At 66.6% G+C, this 22010-nt stretch carries 20 protein-coding genes; 3 read left to right on the forward strand and 17 right to left on the reverse strand.

All coding sequences use genetic code 11. From position 1 onward, the window contains the following. Position 1 precedes the first annotated feature (1 nt). From SLQ33_RS15270 to SLQ33_RS15320, 11 genes are all read right to left on the reverse strand, one after another. Entirely contained in the window at positions 2–1360 is a 1359-nt protein-coding gene (locus SLQ33_RS15270) for an MmgE/PrpD family protein (protein ID WP_319454704.1), read from the reverse strand. Beyond that, complete coding sequence (locus SLQ33_RS15275; RefSeq protein ID WP_319454705.1) at positions 1350–2603, reverse strand: MFS transporter; 1254 nt, start codon at positions 2601–2603, stop codon at positions 1350–1352. The genes SLQ33_RS15270 and SLQ33_RS15275 overlap by 11 nt, the downstream gene beginning before the upstream one ends. A 24-nt stretch (positions 2604–2627) precedes the next feature. Further along, positions 2628–3968, reverse strand: a complete 1341-nt coding sequence (locus SLQ33_RS15280; protein WP_319454706.1) for an MmgE/PrpD family protein — start codon at positions 3966–3968, stop codon at positions 2628–2630. 87 nt (positions 3969–4055) lie between these two features. Continuing rightward, positions 4056–5435 (reverse strand): MmgE/PrpD family protein, encoded by a 1380-nt coding sequence (locus SLQ33_RS15285; protein WP_319454707.1) that lies wholly within the window; start codon positions 5433–5435, stop codon positions 4056–4058. A gap of 28 nt (positions 5436–5463) precedes the next feature. Beyond that, the gene (locus tag SLQ33_RS15290) at positions 5464–6816 is read right to left on the reverse strand and encodes an MmgE/PrpD family protein (RefSeq protein ID WP_319454708.1); all 1353 of its coding nucleotides are present in this window, start codon (positions 6814–6816) and stop codon (positions 5464–5466) included. A 187-nt stretch (positions 6817–7003) separates the two neighbouring features. Next, on the reverse strand, positions 7004–7552 hold the full coding sequence (locus tag SLQ33_RS15295) for a hypothetical protein (protein ID WP_319454752.1): 549 nt from the start codon (positions 7550–7552) through the stop codon (positions 7004–7006). A gap of 57 nt (positions 7553–7609) precedes the next feature. Further along, the gene (locus SLQ33_RS15300; protein WP_319454709.1) at positions 7610–8380 is read right to left on the reverse strand and encodes an SDR family oxidoreductase; all 771 of its coding nucleotides are present in this window, start codon (positions 8378–8380) and stop codon (positions 7610–7612) included. Positions 8381–8426: 46 nt separating this feature from the next. Next, the gene (locus SLQ33_RS15305) at positions 8427–9251 is read right to left on the reverse strand and encodes a mycofactocin-coupled SDR family oxidoreductase (RefSeq protein WP_319454710.1); all 825 of its coding nucleotides are present in this window, start codon (positions 9249–9251) and stop codon (positions 8427–8429) included. Positions 9252–9425: 174 nt separating this feature from the next. Next, positions 9426–10490, reverse strand: a complete 1065-nt coding sequence (locus tag SLQ33_RS15310; RefSeq protein ID WP_319454711.1) for a hypothetical protein — start codon at positions 10488–10490, stop codon at positions 9426–9428. After that, on the reverse strand, positions 10480–11628 hold the full coding sequence (locus SLQ33_RS15315) for a sulfotransferase (RefSeq protein ID WP_319454712.1): 1149 nt from the start codon (positions 11626–11628) through the stop codon (positions 10480–10482). The genes SLQ33_RS15310 and SLQ33_RS15315 overlap by 11 nt, the downstream gene beginning before the upstream one ends. Before the next feature lie 2 nt (positions 11629–11630). After that, entirely contained in the window at positions 11631–12506 is an 876-nt protein-coding gene (locus SLQ33_RS15320) for an SDR family NAD(P)-dependent oxidoreductase (protein WP_319454713.1), read from the reverse strand. Between the two features lie 162 nt (positions 12507–12668). On the opposite strand from SLQ33_RS15320, the gene SLQ33_RS15325 reads away from it, so the two are divergent. Beyond that, on the forward strand, positions 12669–13622 hold the full coding sequence (locus SLQ33_RS15325) for a LysR family transcriptional regulator (protein WP_319454714.1): 954 nt from the start codon (positions 12669–12671) through the stop codon (positions 13620–13622). A 28-nt stretch (positions 13623–13650) separates the two neighbouring features. On the opposite strand, the gene SLQ33_RS15330 is transcribed toward SLQ33_RS15325, so the two are convergent. From SLQ33_RS15330 to SLQ33_RS15345, 4 genes are read right to left on the reverse strand one after another with little or no spacing between them, the layout of a single operon-like run. Beyond that, positions 13651–15105: an aldehyde dehydrogenase family protein gene (locus SLQ33_RS15330; RefSeq protein WP_413467648.1), complete on the reverse strand. Its 1455-nt coding sequence runs from the start codon at positions 15103–15105 to the stop codon at positions 13651–13653. After that, positions 15102–15914, reverse strand: a complete 813-nt coding sequence (locus tag SLQ33_RS15335; protein WP_319454716.1) for a carboxymuconolactone decarboxylase family protein — start codon at positions 15912–15914, stop codon at positions 15102–15104. Before SLQ33_RS15335 ends, SLQ33_RS15330 begins: the two co-directional genes overlap by 4 nt. A gap of 27 nt (positions 15915–15941) precedes the next feature. Further along, entirely contained in the window at positions 15942–16754 is an 813-nt protein-coding gene (locus tag SLQ33_RS15340) for a mycofactocin-coupled SDR family oxidoreductase (RefSeq protein WP_319454717.1), read from the reverse strand. Further along, on the reverse strand, positions 16751–17581 hold the full coding sequence (locus SLQ33_RS15345) for a mycofactocin-coupled SDR family oxidoreductase (RefSeq protein WP_319454718.1): 831 nt from the start codon (positions 17579–17581) through the stop codon (positions 16751–16753). The genes SLQ33_RS15340 and SLQ33_RS15345 overlap by 4 nt, the downstream gene beginning before the upstream one ends. Positions 17582–17690: 109 nt before the next feature. On the opposite strand from SLQ33_RS15345, the gene SLQ33_RS15350 reads away from it, so the two are divergent. Further along, on the forward strand, positions 17691–18305 hold the full coding sequence (locus tag SLQ33_RS15350; protein ID WP_319454719.1) for a TetR family transcriptional regulator: 615 nt from the start codon (positions 17691–17693) through the stop codon (positions 18303–18305). Between the two features lie 31 nt (positions 18306–18336). Further along, positions 18337–18819 (forward strand): DUF2834 domain-containing protein, encoded by a 483-nt coding sequence (locus tag SLQ33_RS15355; protein WP_319454720.1) that lies wholly within the window; start codon positions 18337–18339, stop codon positions 18817–18819. 4 nt (positions 18820–18823) lie between these two features. Here SLQ33_RS15355 and SLQ33_RS15360 read toward each other — a convergent pair whose 3' ends face one another. Together SLQ33_RS15360 and SLQ33_RS15365 are read right to left on the reverse strand one after the other, a co-directional pair. Then, positions 18824–21307 carry an ABC transporter permease gene (locus SLQ33_RS15360; protein WP_319454721.1) on the reverse strand — a complete coding sequence of 828 codons (2484 nt, stop codon included), beginning with the start codon at positions 21305–21307 and terminating at the stop codon, positions 18824–18826. After that, complete coding sequence (locus tag SLQ33_RS15365) at positions 21304–21996, reverse strand: ABC transporter ATP-binding protein (protein ID WP_319454753.1); 693 nt, start codon at positions 21994–21996, stop codon at positions 21304–21306. Before SLQ33_RS15365 ends, SLQ33_RS15360 begins: the two co-directional genes overlap by 4 nt. Between the last annotated feature and the right edge of the window lie 14 nt (positions 21997–22010).

Consider the following 22010-nt stretch of genomic DNA (forward strand, 5'->3'; position numbering starts at 1 on the left):
GTCATCCTTCTCCCTTTACGTACGCGGTCCCGAGGAGTCCGAGCAGTCGGTCCGTCGACTCCCCGTCGGCCAGTTCGTCAACGGCCAGCACGACCCCGTCGCGGTCATCGGTGCCCAATTGCGTCGTAGTCAGCCGGTGGAACTTCTCGACGGCGGCCGCCCAACGCTGTATCGAATTCAGGTTCCGATCACCGTGGGCGTGGCCCACGCCGTACTCGGACACCTCCCGACCGTCGCGCAGCAAGACCGTGACGCGGGAGTCCATCGAGTCGGGGAAGTGGCTCTCGGCCTCGGCGTCGACGTGCACCCGAACGCTTGCCAGCACCCGGCCGGCCGGTCCCGAGGTCACGACGTCCGGCCGGAAGCTGGTCGGGTCGCCCGCCCGCCCGAGCAGTCCCAGGACCGCACCTGACTCGAGGCTGTACTGCGTGGTCATCACGTCGACGGGCCGAGGCTGGCTCTTCTGCATGCCGTGCGAGGTCGTGCCGATCGCGACCGAGTCGACGTCGTCGATGCCGAACCCGTGGCGGGACACCAGCCGCTCGGTCGCTCGGATCACCCCGTGCAGCGCGCCGCAGCACGAATACGGTTTGAGGTAGACGTCCGCCACCGCGAAGTCGCCCCCCAGCCCATCGGTGAGCTGCGAAAGATCGGAGTCGGTCGGGGCGAAGACCCGGCAGAATCCGAATCTGCCCTCCAGCGGCTGGTCGGGCCCCTCGATACCCGCGGCCGCAAGGTCGGCGGCAAGCACGCCGTTTCGTGCGGCCTGCCCAGCATGGAGCCGCTTGACCATGCCAGGGCCGTGGACGAACGCCTTGATGCCCGACCCGAAGGACGCCGCGATCCCGATCGCGCTGTGCCACCGTTCGGCGTCGAAGCCGCGCACGTGCGCCGCCGCGGCAGCGGCCCCGAACGGGCCGACCACCCCCATGGTGTGGAACCCAAGGTCGCTGTGCGCCACGCCAATCGAGCGGGCGACCCGACCGATCAGCTCGTACCCCGCGACGACCGCGGTGATGAGCTCACGCCCGTCCCGTGGACCACCGAGGCACGCCATGGCCGGTGCGATGACGACGGAGCCGGGATGGGTTCGGTAGTAGATGTCGTCCAGCTCGAAGCCGTGCGCAGCGGTGCCGTTGACGAAGGCCGCGTCGCCTGCGGTGGTGGGGGGACCGGCTCGGAGCATGGCGTTGCGGACGGACGTCAGCCACGGTTGCTGCATGCCGTAGACCAGACAGGCGAGATGATCGAGGATCGCCGCCTGCGCTCCCACCACGACATCGGCGGGCAGGTCCTCGAACCGCAGGGCCGACAGGTAGCCGACCAGCGGCCTGGTGAGGTCGGGTGATTCAGACGTCATGGGGAGCCTCCTCGACTGGTCCGGGCCGGCGGTAGCGGTGAAGGGCGAAAAGCACTGTCGCACCAGCGATCACGAGTCCACCGGCCAGGAACGCGCCGCGCGGACCGACCCAGTCGGTGAGCCAACCGCCGATGGCGCCGCCGACCGGGCGGGTGCCCAGCCAGGCCATCGAGTACAGCGCCATCAACCTGCCGGTCATGTCGTCGGACACCAGCAGCTGAAGCCGGGTCTGCGAGCTGATGTTGACAATCGTCCCCGCCAGTCCGATCACGATGACGGTGGCGATGGCCACCGCGAGGTTCGGCGCCGCCGCGGTGGCCATCAGAGCGGCCGCGAGCACCGCACAGGCGACGAGGAGGTATCGGCGGCTGGGTCGCTCCATCCGGGACACCACGACCGCACCGACGAGGGCACCCACACTCAACATCGAGACCAGCAGCCCGAATTGGGCCGCGTCGCCGTGCAGGGTGTCCGCCGAGAACAGCGGCAGCAGGGTCTGCCAGTTCCACCCGAAGGCTCCGACGATGGCGGCGAGCAACAGTGTCTGCCGGATCGCAGGCGAGCCCCAGGCGTAGCGAAGCCCGTCCCTGATCTGACCGCGGGCTCGCGGCACCGGGACGGCCCGCCTCAGCTTGCGTCGGTCGATGAGTGCGACAGAGGCAAGCACCGCCACGAAGCTCACCGCGTTGAGCGTGAAGCACCATCCGACGCCGAGCGTGGTGATCACGACGCCTGCCACCGCGGGACCGATCGTTCGCGAGACGGTGCTGATCGCACCCTCGAGACCCAGCGCGTTGGCCAGCCGCGGATCGTCGACCATGTCGCGAATGAACGTGCGGCGCAACGGGTTGTCCACGGCGTTCACCAGGCCCTGCACCAGCACGACGGCATAGATGATGACGAGGCTGCGGTAGCCCAGCCCCCACGCGACGGCGATGGCCGCCGCTGCGGCCGCCAGTGTCAGCTGGGTGAGGAACAGCAGCTTGCGGCGGTCGACCCGGTCGCCGAGCAGCCCGCCGTACAGGCCGAACAGCACGATCGGGCCGAACCGCAGCACCGAGTGCAGACCCACCGCCGTGCCGCTGTGGGTGAGCTCGACGATGGCCCACAACTCTGCGGTCAACTGCAGCCAGCTGCCCGCCTGCGAGACGACGGTCCCGTAGAGATAGATGCGGAAGTTCCGGATCTGCAAGGACGCGGCGCTTCGGCGCCAGCGCCCCCGCGCCCCGGACTCGACGCTCATGCCGCGCGGCCGCGACCCGCCGAATCAGGCACGGACGAGGGACATCAGCTCGCCGACGTCGGCCAGACCGTCGAGCTTGGCGACGGTGTCGATGATCGCGCCCTGACGCTCAGTGCCGATGACACGCTGACTGAAGCGCCGGAACTTGTCCACGACGTCGTCCCACTGCGCGGGCATGGTTGGCGAGCCCCGGTAGTCACCGGCGAAGACCTCGTAGGTCCTACCGCCGGCGGTGACTTCGAGGTGGGGGAAGAGCGGGTTGTCCAGCTCGATCTCCTCCCATGTCACGGAAGCGGCGAGCTTGTTGATGACCGGGTCGGTCAGCGTGGCCTCGTCGAACGCCATCGGATCGGACAGGTCCCGAGTCAGCGTGACGGCGATGACGTGGGGAAGCGAGAGCTGGGCCTGCAGAAGCGTTTTGGGCTGCGGGTCGAGGAACCGCTTCACCAGGATCCGCTCGGTGCTCGCCTTGACGTGCACCCCGGTGATGTCCGACACCATCAATCCGTTGTCTGCCGTGAAGGTCTGCAGTGCCGCGATGATCGCCTGCACGGTGCCGTGCGCGGCATACGGTTTGATCTTGATGTCCCTGGAGAGCCATTCGGTGCCGAGCCCCGCAACGAGAAGCTCAGGCTTCGGCGCTGGCGAGAAGGCGTTCAGGTAGCCGAACTTGCCCTCGAAAACCGTTCCGGGACCGGTGAATCCACGCTGGGCCAGATAGGCGGCCTCGATTCCGCCGCGATTGGCCAAGCCGATATGCAGGCGCTTGGTCATCTCGCCCTTCCAGGCGAACTCGGTGAGCCCGCCGGAGAACGAGCCTGCGATGCCGAACGCGTTGAGCTGCGTGTCGGCGTCGAAGCCGAGGATCTTGCCGACCGACGCCGCCGACGAGAACGGGCCGTTGGCCGCCGGGTTGTGGAAGCCCCGCTCGTCCTCGGTCAGCCTGGTCTGCGCATCGCCCACCCGACTGACCACCTCGTAGCCCATGATGCAGGCCAGGATCAGGTCGCGGCCGCTGGCCCCGACCGCCTCCCCGGCGGCCAGCGCCGCCGGCGCGACGGTGCCACCGGCGTGCGCGGTGTGGGCGCTGTGTTCCGACTCGAACGCGCCGACCATCGACCCGTTGACGTACGCCGCGGAGATCGGGGACATGCTCTGCTCGGAGCCGAACACGCTGCAGGGCCCGATGCTGCCGTTGTCCCGCTCGACGCCGTAGACGATCTGCGACCACGGCTGTTTGCAGCCGACGAAGCCGGCGGCCAGCGTGTCGAGCACGTAGGTCTTCATCCGCTCGGCCACGTCGGCAGGCAGGTCTTCATAGGTCGTCGCGGCGACGAACTCGGCCAGCTCTCGACTTTCACCCACGGGCGGTCTACCTCCTCGGTTGCGGCCGGTTTCGCCCGCCGTCGTCAGTGCACGTCAATGTCACATACGATTGTGTACAGTCGGATGCTAGGGCGTGGCGGTCATCGGTGTCAAGGCCGCGAGCACCTCTTGGAAGTCGCCCGCCGACCCGGTGTTCCACACGGCCTCGAACGCGGTGTCCGTGTTGTCGCCAAGGGCCGAACTCGCGAGCCGGGTGAACTTCTCCGAGATCTGTTCGCGCGTCAGCGGTCTGGTGGCGTCGCCTGCGATTCCGTCGACGTAGGCCTCGTGTCGCCCGCCCGCGGTGTCGACCGCTTCGGCCCGACACCCGAGTACGAGCTTCGGCCGCTGCGCCTCCATCGCCGGGTCCAGCACCACCTGCACCTTCTTCATCAGCTCCAGGACCTCGTCGGCGCGGATCTTGTCGGCCGCGAAGGACGCCTCGTCGATGACACCGTCGAGGAAGGCCCTTGCGAACAGATACGGGATGCTGTGGTCGGCCGTCTCCCGGGTCCGCGGATCCCACTTGGCCGGCTCGCTGCCCGACTCGTGCCACGCGCGCTTGTTGACGCCGAGCGTGACCGATGCCAACTCCCCCGCGCCGATCTGCTTGCGAAGCTCCAGCGCAGCCCAGACCGCGGGCTGAGTGTTGTAGGCGGCGGGCCAGAACTTCAGCTTCGACCGCATCAGCGTCCAGTCGTCGAACGGCGCGAGCTCCAGTGGGCCCGCCGTACCGGTCATGAGTTCGACGACGCCGTGCCGCCCTTCGAAGGGTTCGGCGGGAGCGGTGAGGCCGGCGCTGCCCAATTGCAGGTAGAAGACCGCCTCCTTGGCGGCGAGCGCGGTGGCGAAACCCTTCATGTGGGACAGCTGGCCTGCGCGCACCGCACGCGTCGACAACGAACTCGTCGCGGCGAAGGACAGTGCGTGCCTGGTCTGTTCGGCGTTCAGCTTCAGCAAGTAGGCTCCCGCCGCGGCGACGCCGATGGCGGTGGGATAGCCGTGGTCGAGCCTGCGGTCCTCGAACAGCAGCCGGTCGGTGATCCGGTTGTAGACCTCGTGGCCGATCACGACGGCGACCAGCATGTCGGTCCCGCTGGCCTCCGCGAGCCGGGACAACGCGACGTGCGCGCCGATCATGTCGCTCGGGTGACCGCCCGCCGACCCCGAGTCGTTGAAGTCCAGATAGCGCATCATGGCCGAGTTCCAGAACGCCGCGAGTTCGGCGGGTACGCGCTCGGTTCGGCCGAGCACGACGCCGTCGCAGGCAACCGCCGTCCGCGGCGCGAACGCCGACGCCACCGCGGCGGCCGGGCACTCCCGGCCTCCCACGGCACACCCCAAGGTGTCGACGAGGATGTCCCTGGCCCGTTCGATGACCTCGCCGGGAATGTCCCCCGCGGACGTTGCTCCCACGAATTCGGTGATGGCCGTTAGCGTGGAGTCCACTGCGGTGCCGCCTCCCATGATCGAGTTCCATTGCGGTGCAGGTGGTTCAACCAACCGCGAGTAGCTTCACCAGCTCCGCGGCGTCGTCGAGCGCCTCGAGGCCGTGAACCATGGCGATCGCGTTCGACTGCTGCCGCTCGTCCATCACGTGGTTGGTGTAGCGGCGGAACTTGTCCTCGACGTCGTCGAACGAGGCGAGGTTGTCGATGGACCCGCGGTACGGTCCGCCGATGGCCGAGTAGGCGTGGCCGTCTGCGACCAGTTCGATCTCGAGGTGAAGCGGCTGATCGCCCCGGTCCTCGAGCGCCTCCCAGGTGACGAGTTTGGCGATCCGGCGCACCTGCGCGTCGGTGAGCACCGACTCGTCGTACTGCAGTGGGTCGGACAGATCGCGGGCCACGGCGACCGCGGTCGTGTAGGGAATCGAGCACTGCGCGGCCATGTGGTTCGTCGGCTCGGGGTCGAGGAATCTGGGGGCCAGCGTGTGGTGTTCGTCGTTGGTCTTGATGTGCACCCGCGTCACCGCGTCGGGGTCAATCGTCTTGCCTGCCTTGAGTTCCTGGAGCGTCGCGACCACCGGCTGCCCGGTGCCGTGACACGGGTAGCCCTTGATCATCGTGCGCACCAGATGCCAGGTGTCACCGAGCTCGGCGAGTACCCGTTCCGGGCGCGGCGCCGGGGCGAATGCGTTGAACAGCCCCATCGGTCCCTCGATGATGGTCTCCGGCCCGGTGAAACCCTTCGACGCGAGCACCGCGCTCTCGAGTCCGCCTCGCGACATCAAGCCGGGATGGAGCCGTTTGGTCATGGCCCCGGTCCATGCGTACTCGGCCAGGCCGCCGGACTGCGAACCCGCGATGCCGAAGGCCCAAGCCTGGTGGGTGCCGTCCAGCCCGAGCAGCCTGCCGGTCGCGGCCGCGGCGGCGAAGGGACCGTTGACGCTGAGGTTGTGAAAACCCCTCTGGTCCTCCACCGTTCGCATCTGTGCGTAGCCGATGCGGCAGCCGACCTCGGTGCCGAGCGCGAGTGCGAGCAGCAGCTCGCGCCCGCTGGCGTGGTCGCGCTCGGCGATGGCCATCGCGGCGGGTGTGACGGTGGCGGCCGAGTGGGTGAGGTGGCCGCTGTGGTTGGCCTCGTAGCCGCCGATCAGCACGCCGTTGAGCAGCGCGGCCTGCGGGGCGGTGACGCGTCCGGGCGCCCCGAACACCGAAGCCTGGGGATTGCCGCCCTCTGCGGCCACCAGGTCGGCGACCATCTGACTCCACGACAGGTGGGTGCCGACATAGCCCGTCGCCAACGCGTCCAGAAGGTGGATCTTGACCCGCTCGACCACCGAGTCCGGGATGTCCTCCAGGGAGGCGCTTGCAACGAAGTCCGCCAGCTCCCGCGTGATTCCCACAGCGCTCCTATCTTGGTGGCGATACGTCGCCGTCATGGAACCAGCTGTGCCACAACGGGTTTGTTCGGACCAGCGACCCATCGCCAGGCTGCCGTCGCCACCAGGCAAGTGTATACATATGTGTACGTCACTATCGGGGGGCTGTCAATGCCATTGGAACTGACTGCCCGGTCGGAACTGCTCATCCTCAGTCGGGAACGTCCTGCTGGCGCGCCATGCCCGCGGCATGGTCGGCGTTCGCGAGCAGGTCATCACACCGCTTGGGCCACCAGAACAGCTCGAGGCCGGCGAGTACCAGATAGACGACCGAGACGATGACGTTGCCCAGCGACCCGTGCACCGCGTCCCACAGCGCCATCGCGATGGCAACGCCCAGAACGACCACGATCACCCAGCGCCACGGCCTGCCCTGCTCCACCGCTGCATGCAGTCCGCGGCCGTAGTCCGCGACCGCGTGTGCCAGCGAGTCGTCACCGACGCGGTCGCCACGTCGCGCCGCAGCGACCACCGCCACCCGTTGGGCACCGCTCAATTCGGCTGCGCGCGGCCAATATCTGCTCATCCGGCGGGCCTCCCAGAAGCCACCGCCGACGCCAAGAATTACGAAGACGATGGCGCCGGAGATCAGCATTCCTGAGTCCAACCAGGCCAGCACACCGAAGAACAGACCCGCGCAGACACCGACCGTCACACCTCGGCGGACGGGACCACCTCGCCACACGAAGGCCGGCATCATGACCACCCGGCCATTGTGACGCCGCCGCGGTCGCCACACGGCGAAACCGCGCCATGATCACTGTCGGAGGTGGGCCGCGCCGCCGATGTACCACACCTGGCCGTTGATCCACTCCGCCTCGTCGGACAGGAGGAAGGCGCTGATCGCCGCGAGGTCGGCTGGCTTGCCCAGGCGGGTGGTTCTCGCGGCCTGGACGAACATCTGTTGCAGCTCAACGTTGTTCTGCTGCTCCTGGGTCTCACCCATGACGAGGCCCGGCATGACGCCGTTGCACCTGATGCCCTTGGTGCCCCAGTTGACGGCGACGTGGCGCGTGAGCTGATTGACGGCAGCCTTGGAGGCGTTGTAGGCAACGTGCATCGGATCGGTGCCCAGCGAACCACCGGACGAGGTGTTGACGATGCTTCCGCCGCCCTGCTCCAACAGATGGGGCAGCACCGCGCGGCTGGTGCGGACGTAGCCGAGCAGGTTGACGTCCAGCGTGCGATGCCAGACCTCCATGTCGGTGTCGAGCAGGGTGGTGTCGCGGCCCAGGTTGCCTTCGGAGAGATCGGCGCCGACGTTGTACAGGCCGTGTACTGCGCCGAACTCTGCGACGGTGCGATCGACCAGTTGGTGAACGGATTTCTCGTCGGCGAGGTCGAATTCGACGGCGATCGCCCGGCCGCCCGCCGTAGCGATCCGTTCCGCGGTGGCGTTGGCGCCGGCGATGTTGATGTCGCCGACGGCGACGAGCGCTCCCTCCTCGGCGAGCCGTTCGGCAGTACCCGCACCGATCCCGGTGGCGCCTCCCGCGACGATGAATACCTTGTCCTTCAGACCGCGCATGCCACTTTCCTTGCCTTGTGTGATTGGTCTCGGTTCGCTGCGCCCGTTAGCAGTATGCGACACCAAGATCGACTGAAATCTGGGTTCCGGTAACGAATTTCGACTGCTCTGAGGCCAGCCAGGAAACCGCGTCGGCGATGTCCTCCGGCTGTGCGATTCCCTCAGGCAGCAATGGTTTGTTCATTCCCCGCAGGTACGGGTAGCTGTCGTCGCCGGCTTGCAGGGCCTCGCGCATGCGGCCGGTACCCATCGGGGTGGCGACCGCACCCGGGTGCAGGCTGTTGACGCGGATGCGGTATCTGCCCAGTTCTGCAGCGAAGGCGCGTGCCATTCCGGTGATCGCGTGCTTGCTCGCGGTGTAGTGCACCATGAACGCCTGCATCTTCACGCCGGCGGCCGAGCCGACGAGGATGATCGAACCGCCGCGGCCACCGCTGATGATGTGGTGAGCGCCTGCCATCACGGTGTTCCACGTACCGGTCACATTGGTATCGATGGTGTCGCGGAACGCCTCCGAGGTGATCTGGTCCCACGGCGACGGGCAACAGATGCCGGCGTTGGCGACGACGACGTCGAGCCGCCCCAGTTCTGCGACGCCTCCGTCGACGGCATCCGACAGCGCGTCGCGATCGCGGGTATCGACGGCCACCGCTACGACGCGGCGGCCATTGGCGGTGACGAGGCGGGCGGTCTCCGCGAGATCGCCTGGCGTTGGCGAATCGTAGGGAACGCTCGCTGGCAGTGGACCCGCGACGTCGACGGCGATGACGTCGGCGCCTTCAGCACTCAGCCGCACGGCATGGGCCCTGCCCTGTCCGCGCGCGGCGCCGGTCACCAGGGCCACCTTGCCCGAAAGATCCGTGGTGGTCATCGAACTTCGAATTCCTTTCGTAAGTATGCGGATTCAGCGGTGGCCGAGGGCATCGGCGCCGAGTTGGAAGGCTCGCCGAAAGTACGGTTGTTTACGGCCCCACTCGGGCGATCTGTACATCAACCGTACTTTCGGCGCATGGATCGAACCGCCCACATCAATTCACACAGACCACTAGTCCCTGGCGAGCTTGTCGAGGGGGTTGGAGCGTTCGAGCATGCCGTAGGTCTGCTCGCCGTCCCATCGGTAGCGCACTCCGGCCTGTTGCAGCGCAGGGAAACTCGGAATCTCCTCCTTGAGCGCGTGCACGGACCACGTGTCGTCGTCGTGGTGGATGTCGTGGGTGGAGAAGACCGTCTCGCCTTCAATGCGTGTGGTGCCGTCCGCGGTTTCGAGCACCACCGACACGTCCTCGCCGAGCGCCTGCAGTCGGGTCAGCCAGGGTGCTTGCACGACGCGGGCCGGGATGAGCGGGCCCTCGCCGGTGAAGAGGTAGCCCTCGTTGAAGGTCGGCTGCCCGTCCGGACGCGGTGGGTAGGCGATGTAGCCAAAGGCCTTGCCGCTGGGGAACACCGCCGACTGCCAGCAGTGCCCCCAGAAGCCGGCGAGCTTGCGGACGCCCTGGCGGCGGATCCGCAGGCCGCTGCCGGTGAACTCTTGTGTGTGGCCATCGATCGTGACCGATCCGGTGGCGCGGTAGAGCTGCTCGTAGCGGGGCCCGCCCATCAGGTCGCCCTCGACCGAGGTCTTCAGTTGGACGGCGGCATCGGCTTGCAGGGCACCCTGAACCCATGGCGGTACAGCCATTTTCGCTTCGACGTAGAACTGGATGTCGACCAGCGGGCCGCCCTTCTTGCCCGCGACCAGGTCGGCGGACGACGTCTGTACGGCCTTTCCGTCATAGGTCATCGTCCAGATGTCGAACGGTTCGATGCAGCGGAACGCTAGATCGCCGGCTCCGAGCACGGTGGGCTTGCCGTCGGGACCCTGCGCAGGCAGCGACGGGCCGTTCTCCCGGCGTCGGTACACGCGCCCGTCGGGGAAGGCGACGTTGACCTGAACGTCGTGGTTGTCCCAGTTGGCGGCGACTGCTTCGATTCCGATCCGTGGCAGGCCTACCTCACCGCGATCGTCGACGGTCCAGAAGCTGACCGAGTCCCGCATTTCTGGGTTGTCCGGACGGTTGGCGAACACCTGCTCACGCGACGGATCGATCCCGCCGGTCAAATCAGTGGTCATGCTGGCCCCTCTCGTGGGTTGTCCAAAGCCGTGCATTGTCGACGTATTCGGCGAAAAGCGGTCTCACGGCGTCGAGTTCGATGTCGAACGCGACCGGATCGGCGCGGCTGCTTGGTTCGCGTTCGTTGGCGGCCTGAGTCCACCAGCCGCCCATCCGCGTTTCGAACTCCGCGCTGACTGGCTCGCCCAGCCAGGCGTAGAGACCCTTGACCTCGCCCACCGGGTCGGCTTGCATGGCGCGAAAGTCGATGTCGTAGAACCGGTCGTCAGCACCTGCGGCGCGAAACTGCAGCGCCCGCTGCATGCCCAGCGACCAGTGCTCGACGTTGAGCCGCCCAAGGTACGGGCGGTCCAACGCGTCGGTGAAGGTTCCGATGATGTCGGCGTAGAGATCGGCCACCGAAAGGATCACGTCGGTGGGATCGCGGTGCGTCATCACGTATCTGGCATCGGGGAACGCCGCGTCGAGTTGCGCAAGCCACAGCACGTGCGACGGACACTTCAGCCGCCACGGTCTGGTCGGTTCGCCCCATTGCAGGAGTTTCATCACGCGGCGTTGGTAGGCGTAAGTAGTAGTAAAATCCGCCTTTTCGACGAGCCACGCCGAATATGATGGTATCTGGGCGTATGCCTGGAAGATGTGTGATTTGAAGTCGAGCGCCATCAACTCGTGACACTCCATCGGCCCATGCGAATCGCCCGGCACGTGGCGGCGGGTCCCGACCTGCTCGCCCTTGTCGACCGGGATACGCGGGTCGACGCCCTGCACCGTCGACGGTGGCGGGCACGGCTGCGAGGATTCCCACTGCCTGAGGTAGCGCACCTCGGAGTCCTGAGCCAACAGCATGGACAGCGCCGTCGAGCCGGTGCGGGGCAAGCCCATCGCGATCAGCGGGGCTTCGACCGGTACCTCGTCGATTTCAGGATGATGGGCGTACCAGTCCTCCACTTGGAGACGCTGCGCGAGATGCCCGACGATGCGCTGATGAATGAACGCCTCGCCCCGAGCGTTGAGATGCGCTTCATCGCTTAGCGATGCCAGCAGTATCTCCAGACCTTCCCGGTAGGAGTCGTCCCCGAAGTCGTCGAGACCGGTCTGCGCGACGGCCGCACACTGAATGTCGTTGACAGAGGCCATGTTCAGCCCATCCACTGGCCACCGGCCACGTCGATCGTCTGACCGCACATGTAGCTCGCGGCCTCGGAGGCCAGGTAGGCGACCATGTTGGCGGCCTCTTCGGGCAGCGAAGCGCGGCCGAGCTGAACGTAATTCGTGATCGACTCGAGGATTGCACCGCGGCCCGCGCGTTGCTGATCGTCCTGCGGATCCAGGAGGATTTGCCTCAGCTGCTCCTTGATCATGATGCCGGGGGCGACGCAGAACACGTTGACCCCCCGCGGCGCGACCTCGTGGGCCAAGTTGCGGGTGAACCCGATGACCCCTGACTTGCAGGCGTTGTAGGCGACCAGGCCCCGCTGCTGAATGCGGCCACCGACGGACCCGATGTTGATGATCGTCCCCGAGCCCTGCGGCAACAGATACTCCAGCGCAGCATGCGCGCCGTACATCATCATCGTGAGACTGCCTAGCACCGTGAGGTCGAGCTGGTCCTTGGTCTGCGTCTCGAACGGGCCGGCCGCCACCATGACGGGGTTGTTGATCATGATGTCCAGCCCGCCGAGCGCCTCGTGGGCTTCGCGCACCGCGCGGTGGATCTGGTCCCAGTCCGACATGTCCGCTTGAACCGGGACGGTGTTGACGCCCCAGCGCGCCTCGATCTCCTTGGCGCGGCGCTCGAGTGGCTCCAGCGTCCGACCTACCAAGGCGATGTCGGCGCCGGAGCCGGCCAGCCGGTTGGCGATCGCGTGACCCAGACCGTCGCCACCGGCGCCGGTGACGAAGGCTTTCTTGCCAGTCAGGTCCAGGAGCTCGGAGAGCCGCTTGTCGATGATGTGGCTGGGCAGCTTGTCCAAGTTCAGGGCCTGTATCGCGGCCTGGTCGGCTTCAATCGTCATCGATGTCTCCCGGTCTAATAGTGCGGCAGCCAGATCGCGAAGGCATTCCACCGCGACGTCAGCCATCGAATTTCGACACTATGACCGCCTGCGACCTGCGCGGTAATACCGATTGCGAAGTTCTGTCATGCCGATTTCGTATGTCTGCAAAGCTGCATGGCGATGGACACCCACCGGTTGAAGTACTTCCTCCGAGTCGCCGAGGAAGGCTCGATCACGCGCGCGGCGACCGTGCTGGGGATCGCCCAGCCCGCGTTGAGCCGCCAGATACAACTCCTCGAGGAAGACCTTGGCGTCACCCTCTTCCACCGCACGCGCCGCGGGGTGCAGCTGACCGACGAGGGCGAGCGACTGCGTTCATCGACCGCTGCGCCGCTCCGCCAGCTCGAGCTCGCCGTCCAATACGTCGCGTCGCCATTGGCCCGACTCGAGCGCGGGATGCTTCTGGGCATGCCGGAATCGGCTGTCGGGGTACTGGCTGCGCCGCTCATCGCCCGGCTGTCGACGGTGTTCCCGCAAGTGAGTTTCTCAGTGACGGTGGGCAGTACGGATCACTTGGTCGAAGCCATGCTGAAGGGCGTGGTAGACGTGGCGGTGATCAATCCGGTGCCCGACGATCGACTGTTCTATCGGGATCTGCTTGCCGAGGAGCTCGTGGTCGTGGGGGGACCGGAGTCCGCCCTCACCCCAAGTCACGCAGTCACATTCGCGGAACTCGTCGAGCTGCCGCTGGTGGTACCGCGCTCGCACACCGGGATCGGCAACCTGCTCGAGAACGCCGCGCTGCGCGCGAAGGTCAAGATGAGCTATCGGACGACCACCGACTCCCTTCAGGTCGCCAAGAGTCTCATCGAAGCCGGTCTCGGCTACGCAGTTCTGCCACTTTCCGCCTGCGGCAATGAGATTGAGGATGGCCGGTTGCGCTTCGCGCCGCTAGTGGAACCAGTACTCACCCAGCACCTCGGCATGGCCGCGACCGCACAGTTGGACCTGCCGCGTGAGTTCGTATCCACGGTGGGCAATGCGGCCCGCGAAGAAGTGTCGCGCCTGATCACGGCGGGTCGCTGGCCGGCCCGGTTCCTGTCGCCGCAACCGTGGGACCCCAGCCTCGCGTGACGTGAGCTCACGGCACGACTGTCTGCTGTCAGCCCATGCCGATGCGAATGTTCTTGACTTGCAGGAACTCATGCAGTCCATCGAGGCCGCCGGTACGCCCGAAACCGCTCTGCTTGTAGCCGCCATAGGGTCCTTGCGGAGAGATGAGACTGAGTTGGTTGACCCACACCGACCCTGCCTCCAACTGGCGTGCGAAGCGGTGGGCCCTGGTGACGTCGCGGGTCTGCACGAACGCGTTCAGACCGTACGGGGTGGCGTTGGCGATGCGCAGCGCGTCGGCTTCGTCGCGAAACTTGATGACGGAGACGACCGGACCAAAGGTTTCGGTCTGCGCAAGCGGTGACGCGTTGTCGACGCCGCCGAAGACGGTCGGCTCGATGTAGTAGCCCGCAGCGAGCTCGCCACCGATACGCTTGCCGCCGAGGAGCAGTTCGCCGGACTGCTGCGCGACGGCGTCGTCGACGACGCCGAGAATCCGATCCGCCGACGCTTCGGTGATTACCGGACCGAAGAACACGGTGGGGTCGAGCGGGTCGCCGACCTTGGCCGAACCGACTGCGCCAACGAACTTCTCGAGAAACGCGTCGTACACCGACTCCTGCACCAGGACGCGGCTCGCGCACGCACAGCTCTGGCCAGACTGCATCAACGGACCCTGATGGGCCGACATCGCCGCCGCCGCATCAAGATCCGCATCCTCGAAGATGACGTTGGCGGACTTGCCACCTAGTTCGGCCACGACCGGGGTCAGATTGGCGGCGGCCGCCACGAGCACCCGGCGGGCGGTCGCATCCCCGCCGGTGAAGTGGATCTTCCGGACGCCGGGATGACGGACGAGGGCCTCCCCTCCGTCCGCTCCCGCAGGCACGACGTTGACCAGTCCGGGCGGCAGGCCGGCGTCGACGCACAGTTGACCAAAACGCAACGCGGCCAACGGCGCAAGCTCCGACGGTTTCAACACCACAGCGTTGCCCGCCGCGAGTGCGGGTGCGACACACGAGGCGGCCACTGCCAAGGCACCGTTCCACGGAGTGATGACGCCGACCACGCCATAGGGTTCTCGTTCGATGAGGTTCACGTCGAATGATCCGTTGACCGGAGAACTGATTCCGTGCGGCTTGTCGACGTAGCCCGCGAAGTGACGGATGAACCATTCGAGCATGTACGCGGTACCCGCGAAGGAGAGCGGCACCGCGTAGTCGTGCACGTTGAGCACGGCGAGTTCGTCGAGGTGCTCGTGCACGACGTCGGCCAGGTCGATCAGCATGTCGCGGCGCCGGTCGACCGTCAACGACATCCACGCCCGCTGGGCTTCGGCGGCCGACGCGACGGCACGGTCGATCTCGGCCGGTCCTGCAAGCGGCACCGTGACGTTGGGTTCGCCGGTGGCCGGGTAGATGTGCTGATGGCTACCACCGGAGGACTCGGCGATCAGTTCGCCGTCGATCAGCAACCCCGCCGACAGCGACAGTGCGGCGCTCACTGCGACGCGCCTTCTTCGGTTCGCCATTCCTCGAGCACGCGCTCCTTCTGACGACCGATCTCGTCGTTCAGATGCGAGCCCTTCGCCCAGCCGTAATAGGCCGCGAACTGCAGAGCGAGCTCGTCCATTTCGGCGAACGAGATGTCGCGGCTCTTCAATGCGGCGTAGACGTGGCTCAAGATCGGGTACGGCGCGTCCTGAAACGCCACGCACGCCACAGTCACCAGCCGCCGCTCCCTCATCCCGAGCCCCGGCCGCAGCCACATCTCACCGAACACGAAGTTGAGGATGCCCGCCCCGGAGTAGGGGTTGTCGCGAATGGGCACGTACGGCAGGCAGTTGACGTCCCGGAACGCCTGCTCTCCAGAGGAGAGTCGAGCTTCTGGATCGCTCGGCGTTACCAGTGGCAGCAGCGTATCCGGCGGCGGAACGGTCTGCCCACGCTCGCGGTGGATGCGCTCCCACTGCTCATCAACGACCATGTTGAACCGCGACGCCTTCGGCCACCCGCTGTACACCGCGAAATGTAGTACTGTCTCGCGCATTTCGGTGATCGTCACGTCGCCACTGTTGAGTGCCGCGTACACGTGGTCGCGCAACGGCCCCTCAGCGTCGGCCGCCGCAACGCAGGGCAACGTCACGAAGCGCCGATCTCGACGGCTGAGTCCCGGCCGATCCCACACCTCGGCGAAGACGAAGTCGATCATGCTCAACGTCGCCGGTGCGGAGTCATCGGGCGCCGGGAAGGTCATCACATCCGCGAAGGCGCGCCTCCCCCGCTCCGCCCGGTCAGTGTCCAGCGTTGTCATCACTCGCGCCTTCTCGTGAAATCCGGTTCACCGCAGGGTGACACCGGCATCGACTTTGAATTCCAGCCCGGTGACGTACCGGGATTCATCGGAGACCAGGAACAACACGGCGTTGCTGATGTCGATCGCCTCGGCCATCACAATCGGCATCGCGTTGAGGAAGATCGGCACCAGGTCGGGTCGCTGCTCTGCGAGCAATCCGTGCAGCGACGCTGGTTGCATTCCGGTCTCAACCCCGGTGGGGTGAACCGTATTCACCCGGATGTTCTGGGCGGCAAGCTCATTGGCGAGGGCTCGACTCATCCCGACCACGCCGTGCTTGGAGGCCGTGTATGGGATGTGCAGCGGCGTGCCCTTGAGTCCGGCCGCAGAGCTGATGTTGATCAGGCTGCCGCCGTGCTCGACCAGATGGGGCAATGCCGCGGCACAGGTGTTCCACGATCCGATGAGGTTGACGTCGACCACGGTCCGCCACTGCTCGGGCGTCGTCGTGTCCCAAGTGCCGACGGTCAGGACACCGGCGTTGGCCACCGACGCGTCGAGCCCGCCCAGCTGGGCCACGCCGTCGTCGACGGCTGCTGCCAATGCGGCCGCGTCACGCACGTCCACGACATGGGTGATGGCACGCCGGCCGTGCTTCTCGACCAGCCGCGCCGTCTCGTCGAGCTCTTCCCTTGAAGCGAGCGGATATTCGACGTCGGGCAGCGACTCGCAGATGTCGACCAGGATCAGGTCGGCACCTTCCTCGGCCAATCTCACGGCGTGACTGCGGCCCATCCCCCGCGCCGCGCCGGTGACGAGCACCCGCTTGTCGGCAACACGGCCGCGCGAGGCGCTCACAGCTTGTTGCAGAAGCCGGCGTCCACGGGGAACGTGACCCCGGTGACGTACTTGGCCTCGTCGGAGACGAGATAGGCGATTGCGGCGCTGATGTCCTCCGGCTCGAGCAGCCCGATCGGCATGGGGTTCTGCAGGTGGACGCCACCATCTGGATAGTTCTCCAGGAACGACGTCATCGCCGGATTGGTGGCCATCATGGTGTTCACCGCAGTCGGGTGCACGGTGTTGACCCGAATGCTCTCGGGGGCAAGCGCATTGGACAGTGTCCGCATGAGTCCGACGATGCCGTGCTTCGATGCGGCGTAGGCGAGGCCGCCACCCTGCAGACCCCCGAAGCCACGAAGGCCCGCGGTCGAACTAGTGAAGACGATCGAGCCGCCGCGCTTGCCTGCGACTAGGTGCGGGATGGCTGCCTTCGCGGTGTGGAACGCGCCAACCAGGTTGACGTCGAGCACGTCGGTCCACTGCTCCAGTTCCTCCTCGATGGTCAGTTCACGAAACGCCATGGTCGCGATACCTGCGTTGGCGCAGACGATGTCGAGGCGCCCGAAGTGTTCCACTCCGGCGTTGAGCGCGGCATTGACCGCAGCGAAGTCGCGGACGTCGGCGACCGAGCCGAGCATCTTTCCGCCCGCCGCCTCCACCAGGGCGATCGTTTCGTCGAGCTCGGCACGGCTGGCCATGGGATAGCCGTTGGAGGGAATGTCGGCACAGATGTCCACCCCGATGATGTCGGCGCCGTCTGCGGCCAACCGCACCGCGTGACTGCGGCCCTGCCCGCGGGCCACGCCCGTGATGAATGCGACCTTGCCGTCCAAAGAACCCATCTATCCTCGCTCCGTTGCGCTGGCACTCCGGCGTCCACCAAAATGAGTAACCGTGTTACATCAGGTACGGTAACTCGGTTACTCACGGACGGCAAGGGGTGTTTCCGCGGTGGTTAGTGCCGAAGCAAGCCGCGCTGATGCCCCAGAGCGTGACCGGATCCTCGACACCGTCGCCGACATCCTCGAAACCGACGGCTATGACGCGGTCCAGCTACGCGAGGTCGCGCGCCGCGCACGGACCTCGCTGGCCACGATCTACAAGCGCTACGCGACACGCGACGAACTGATCCTCGCCGCGCTAAACAGCTGGATGGATGAGCATCGGTACTCCGGGCTTGTTCACCAAGTCCCCGAACCAGGCGAAACCGTCTATGACGGCATGATGCGCGTGCTGCGCACCATCTTCGAACCGTGGGAGCAACATCCCGCCATGCTCACGGCGTTCTTCCGCGCACGGGCCGCACCAAGCGGCCAGCAGATCTTCCGGCGTGGTTCCGACGTCACCGCCCCGTCCTTCATGGCGGTACTCGCCGACGTCGACGACGCGTTCCTTCGCGACCTCGAGACGATCCTCTCCACCGTGATCTACGGACTGCTCGGCCGATTCGCCGCAGGCGAAATCGAGATCACCGACATCGTGCCCAGCCTCGACCGAACCGTGTACTGGTTAACGACGGGATACGACGCGACGCGACATCCAGAGCAGACGGGCAATCACTGTTGACAACGCCCGCGTCGCTCTCAAGGCTGACGCCATGGTTCGAGTCATCGTGCGTGCGCTGCTCGGGATCTTGGTCATCGCTGTCATCGTTGCGTCCAACCGGCAGATCTTTCGTCACGTTCCGTACGGCCCACGCCTGTCCGGGCTGGAATGGGCCTACTACGTCTTCGGAGTGACGACTGTGGTCCTGAGCTGGTACTTCGCCTTCCAGTTCATGAGCCAGCACGCGACGCAGTCGGGTAATCCGTTGTGGGGTGAGGGCAGCTGGACGGACTACCGGACCATGATGTTCGACAGTCCCGCAGCCAGTGCCGCCGCCCAGGACCTGACGATCGCGAATTTGGTACTGCTGCCGCTGTTCACCATCGTCGACGGCTTCAGACGGGGGGTGCGCCGCCCGTGGCTGTACGTCATCGCGAGCGTCTTTACCAGCTTCGCGTTCGCGTGGGCGTTCTATCTCGCCACGGTCGAGCGTCAGCGGCGCGTGTCTGGGAGCGTCCAGTTCGACTTCATGTGAGCCGTCAGTCGACGGCCACCGCGTCGACGATGTTGAGCCGGGCGGCGCGAACGGCCGGCGGGATTGCACCCAACAGCGCCAGAATGAAAGCGCCGCAAGCGAAGAGGAACGCGAGCACGCTCGGACGGAACACCACGTCGATGCTCAGCACGTTGGTCAGCGCCAATGCACTCAGGTACTGGTTCACCGTGCCGAATACGGCGCCGATCGCCGCGCCGACCAGACCCAGCCCGGTGGCCTCGGCGAGCACGGTGCGCAAGACGAACCGTCGCGACGAGCCCATCGCCCGCAGCACACCGAGCTCGCGACGTCGCTCGAGCACCGACAACATCAGCGTGTTGAACAATGCGATGCTGGCGACGAGGACGACTATCCACGCCACGACGATGACCAGCCTGGTGCCCTGAGCCATGGACGCGCCGACGGCCTTCGCCGCCTCAGTCCCCGGGTACACGTAGACGTCGGCGGGCAGTTCGTCGCGGATCGCCTCGAGCACGCTTGCGGGGTCCGCTCCCTGCACCAGCGAAACGGAGAGGATCGTCGACCCAGGCCGGTCGAACCACTGACGGAGTTGCGGCAGGCTCATCGACACCACACCGCCGAGCAGCGAGAAGAACGGGACCACCTGCAGGACCTGAACCCGCCGCTCACCGGTCGGAGTGGGCAGTGTCAACTCGTCACCGGCCCCGATCTTCATGGCGCGGGCGATGTCGCGAGAGATCACGACCCCGTCGCCGGCTTGAACCCGTTCCAACACTTCGGCATTCGTCGCACCCGAAGGTGGAGCCACCGAGCCCGGCGCGAGCCCTTGGATCAGCACGCGGGTGCCGCCGAGCGTTGCATACGCCATCTGCCCCGGAACGACGGCCCCGACTCCCGGGGTCGACGCGATCGCGGACTCGGCGTCCTGCGGTAGCAGTGGCGCGGTCGGAAACACCCCAGGGCCGGACGAACTCACGAAGAAGTCGACATCACCGAGCGCGGCGAAGCTCGCGTCGGTCGAATCGATGGCGTTGGCGTTGGAGCCGGTGCTGTGCACGGTGAGCGAGACCGCGATCATCACCGTCATCAGCGTCGCCCACACTCGGCGTGGTGCGCGTTCGATCGTGGCCGCTGCCAGCTCGCCCGGCGCACCCAACGCTCGTGCACACGCCGCCGCAGCGGCAACGATTGGACCCGCGAAGGCGAAACACAATGCGATCTGGCCGAGCACCATCAGCGCGACACCCACCACCGAGGCGCGACCCAGATCGCGGGAGGCGACCGCGATCGCCGTAGCGACGAAACCGACGCCCAAGACACCGGCCACCACCCGCGCCCGGAGCGGGACGGCATCCGCAGTGGACGTCCCGACGGGCGCCAGGGCTTCGACCGGCTCCACCTTGTACACCTGGCGGGCCGCCAGCGCCGCTGCCACCACGCTCACGACGACGCACGCGATCACACCAACCGGAATCGCATACCGCGGCAGGATGTATTCGATTCGCGACTCGTAGCCCTGGAGCAACGCCGCGGGCAGCAGGGCAATCGCCTGCCTGCCGACCAGCACACCAAGCGCCGATCCCAGAACGCCACCGACCAGCCCCACCAATCCGGCTTCCACCAGTAGATCCCCGACCATCTGGCGCCGCTTGGCACCGATCGCACGAAGCATCGAGATCACTGGGCGCCGTTGCGTGATCGCCATGCTCATCGCATTGAAGATCAGGAATCCCGCGACTACGAGTGCGCTCGACGCCGCAGACAGCATGAGGGTGCGCATGATCGCCACGGGCCCACCGGATTGCGCGGACCGAAACGTCGGCTCGGCGACGACGGCTCGCCCAGCCACCGCGTCGGTCACCCCCGCCCGAACCCGCGCGGCATCGGCGCCGGGTGCTGGCACCACCAACACCGAATCGATCATGCCCACCCGATCCGTCAGTTGTTGGATCAACGGAAGTGGTCCGACGATGAAGTTCGCGCCGTTGATCCGCTCGGCATCTGCTCCGCCGATGACGGCCGCGACGGTGACCTTGCCGTTGCCCACCGACACCGAATCGTCCTGCGCGTAACCCGTTCCCGCTCCAACCGCGACCTTGCCCGGCTGTGTGACGAGGGGGCCGAGCTGATCTTGCACCGCTCGCTGCAGGTCGCTCAGCATGGCCCTGACGTTGTCGTCCACGCCGAGCAGCAGGACGCGCTCGGACGGCTTCCCGACGGACGTCCGAAGCATCGGGACCGCGGCCGCGACGCCGGGGACGTTCGCCACCGACGCGCGCACAGCTTCCGGGAAGCCGGTGTCGGTGACCCCGGAGACCTCCAGACTCGCATTGCCGCCGATGCCGGCCACGAGCCGGTCGGACGAGCCGGTGATGGACCCGGCGATGCCCAGCACCGCGACGAGCAGGGTCGCCGAGATTCCCACCACGACAAGGGACATCGAAGTTCGGCCGGGATGCGCCCGCAACTCGCGAAGGTTGAACGCGCGCATGCGGTCGACGATCATGTCGCTTCCAGACCCGCCGGTACGTCGGAGCCGACGCGGCCGTCGGTCAGGGTGATCACCCGATCCGTCGCCGACGCGGCCTCGAGATTGTGCGTGACCATCACCACCGAGCGGCCGTGCTGGTGCGCGATGTCGGTGAGCAGGGCCATGATCGCGGCGCCGGTCTTCGTGTCGAGATTGCCCGTCGGCTCGTCGGCCAGCAGCAGCGGCGGATCCATCATCAGCGCTCGCGCCACGGCGACGCGCTGCATCTGACCGCCGGACAACTCCGACGGTCGGTGCTCCGCGCGGTCACCGAGGTCCACCATCTCGAGCAGCTCCAATGCGCGGGACTTGACCTTCGCCATCCGGGTTCCGTCGAGCACCTTCGGCACCGCCACGTTCTCCCATGCCGTCATCGTGGGCAGCAGGTTGAAGAATTGAAAGACGAACCCTACTCTGTGCCTTCTGAATTCGGACTGTTGTTCATCGTCGAGGTCGCCGATCTCGTTGCCCTCGAATCGGATCGATCCGGAGTCCGGTCGGTCCAGCGCGCCGAGCAGGTGCAGCAGTGTGCTCTTGCCCGCGCCGGAAGGGCCGACCACCGACACGAACTCGCCGCCGGTCAGCGTCAACGTCAGATCGTCGAGCGCGCGCACCGTCTGACCGCCGATGCGGTAGGTCTTGGCGACGTTCGTCAACGCCAACATCGGGTGATCGTCCA

This window comes from Mycobacterium sp. RTGN6 (genome assembly GCF_033804605.1).
In the GTDB taxonomy this organism is placed as follows: Bacteria; Actinomycetota; Actinomycetes; order Mycobacteriales; family Mycobacteriaceae; genus Mycobacterium.

Excerpts from the sequence above, each read along its gene's own strand:
- SLQ33_RS15270 (WP_319454704.1), bottom strand. The coding sequence starts at position 1,360 with ATGACGTCTGAATCACCCGACCTCACCAGGCCGCTGGTCGGCTACCTG.
- SLQ33_RS15275 (WP_319454705.1), bottom strand. The coding sequence starts at position 2,603 with ATGAGCGTCGAGTCCGGGGCGCGGGGGCGCTGGCGCCGAAGCGCCGCG.
- SLQ33_RS15285 (WP_319454707.1), bottom strand. The coding sequence starts at position 5,435 with ATGGGAGGCGGCACCGCAGTGGACTCCACGCTAACGGCCATCACCGAA.
- SLQ33_RS15295 (WP_319454752.1), bottom strand. The coding sequence starts at position 7,552 with ATGATGCCGGCCTTCGTGTGGCGAGGTGGTCCCGTCCGCCGAGGTGTG.
- SLQ33_RS15300 (WP_319454709.1), bottom strand. The coding sequence starts at position 8,380 with ATGCGCGGTCTGAAGGACAAGGTATTCATCGTCGCGGGAGGCGCCACC.
- SLQ33_RS15305 (WP_319454710.1), bottom strand. The coding sequence starts at position 9,251 with ATGACCACCACGGATCTTTCGGGCAAGGTGGCCCTGGTGACCGGCGCC.
- SLQ33_RS15310 (WP_319454711.1), bottom strand. The coding sequence starts at position 10,490 with ATGACCACTGATTTGACCGGCGGGATCGATCCGTCGCGTGAGCAGGTG.
- SLQ33_RS15315 (WP_319454712.1), bottom strand. The coding sequence starts at position 11,628 with ATGGCCTCTGTCAACGACATTCAGTGTGCGGCCGTCGCGCAGACCGGT.
- SLQ33_RS15320 (WP_319454713.1), bottom strand. The coding sequence starts at position 12,506 with ATGACGATTGAAGCCGACCAGGCCGCGATACAGGCCCTGAACTTGGAC.
- SLQ33_RS15325 (WP_319454714.1), top strand. The coding sequence starts at position 12,669 with ATGGACACCCACCGGTTGAAGTACTTCCTCCGAGTCGCCGAGGAAGGC.
- SLQ33_RS15335 (WP_319454716.1), bottom strand. The coding sequence starts at position 15,914 with ATGACAACGCTGGACACTGACCGGGCGGAGCGGGGGAGGCGCGCCTTC.
- SLQ33_RS15345 (WP_319454718.1), bottom strand. The coding sequence starts at position 17,581 with ATGGGTTCTTTGGACGGCAAGGTCGCATTCATCACGGGCGTGGCCCGC.
- SLQ33_RS15355 (WP_319454720.1), top strand. The coding sequence starts at position 18,337 with ATGGTTCGAGTCATCGTGCGTGCGCTGCTCGGGATCTTGGTCATCGCT.
- SLQ33_RS15360 (WP_319454721.1), bottom strand. The coding sequence starts at position 21,307 with ATGATCGTCGACCGCATGCGCGCGTTCAACCTTCGCGAGTTGCGGGCG.
- SLQ33_RS15365 (WP_319454753.1), bottom strand. The coding sequence starts at position 21,996 with ATGTTGGCGTTGACGAACGTCGCCAAGACCTACCGCATCGGCGGTCAG.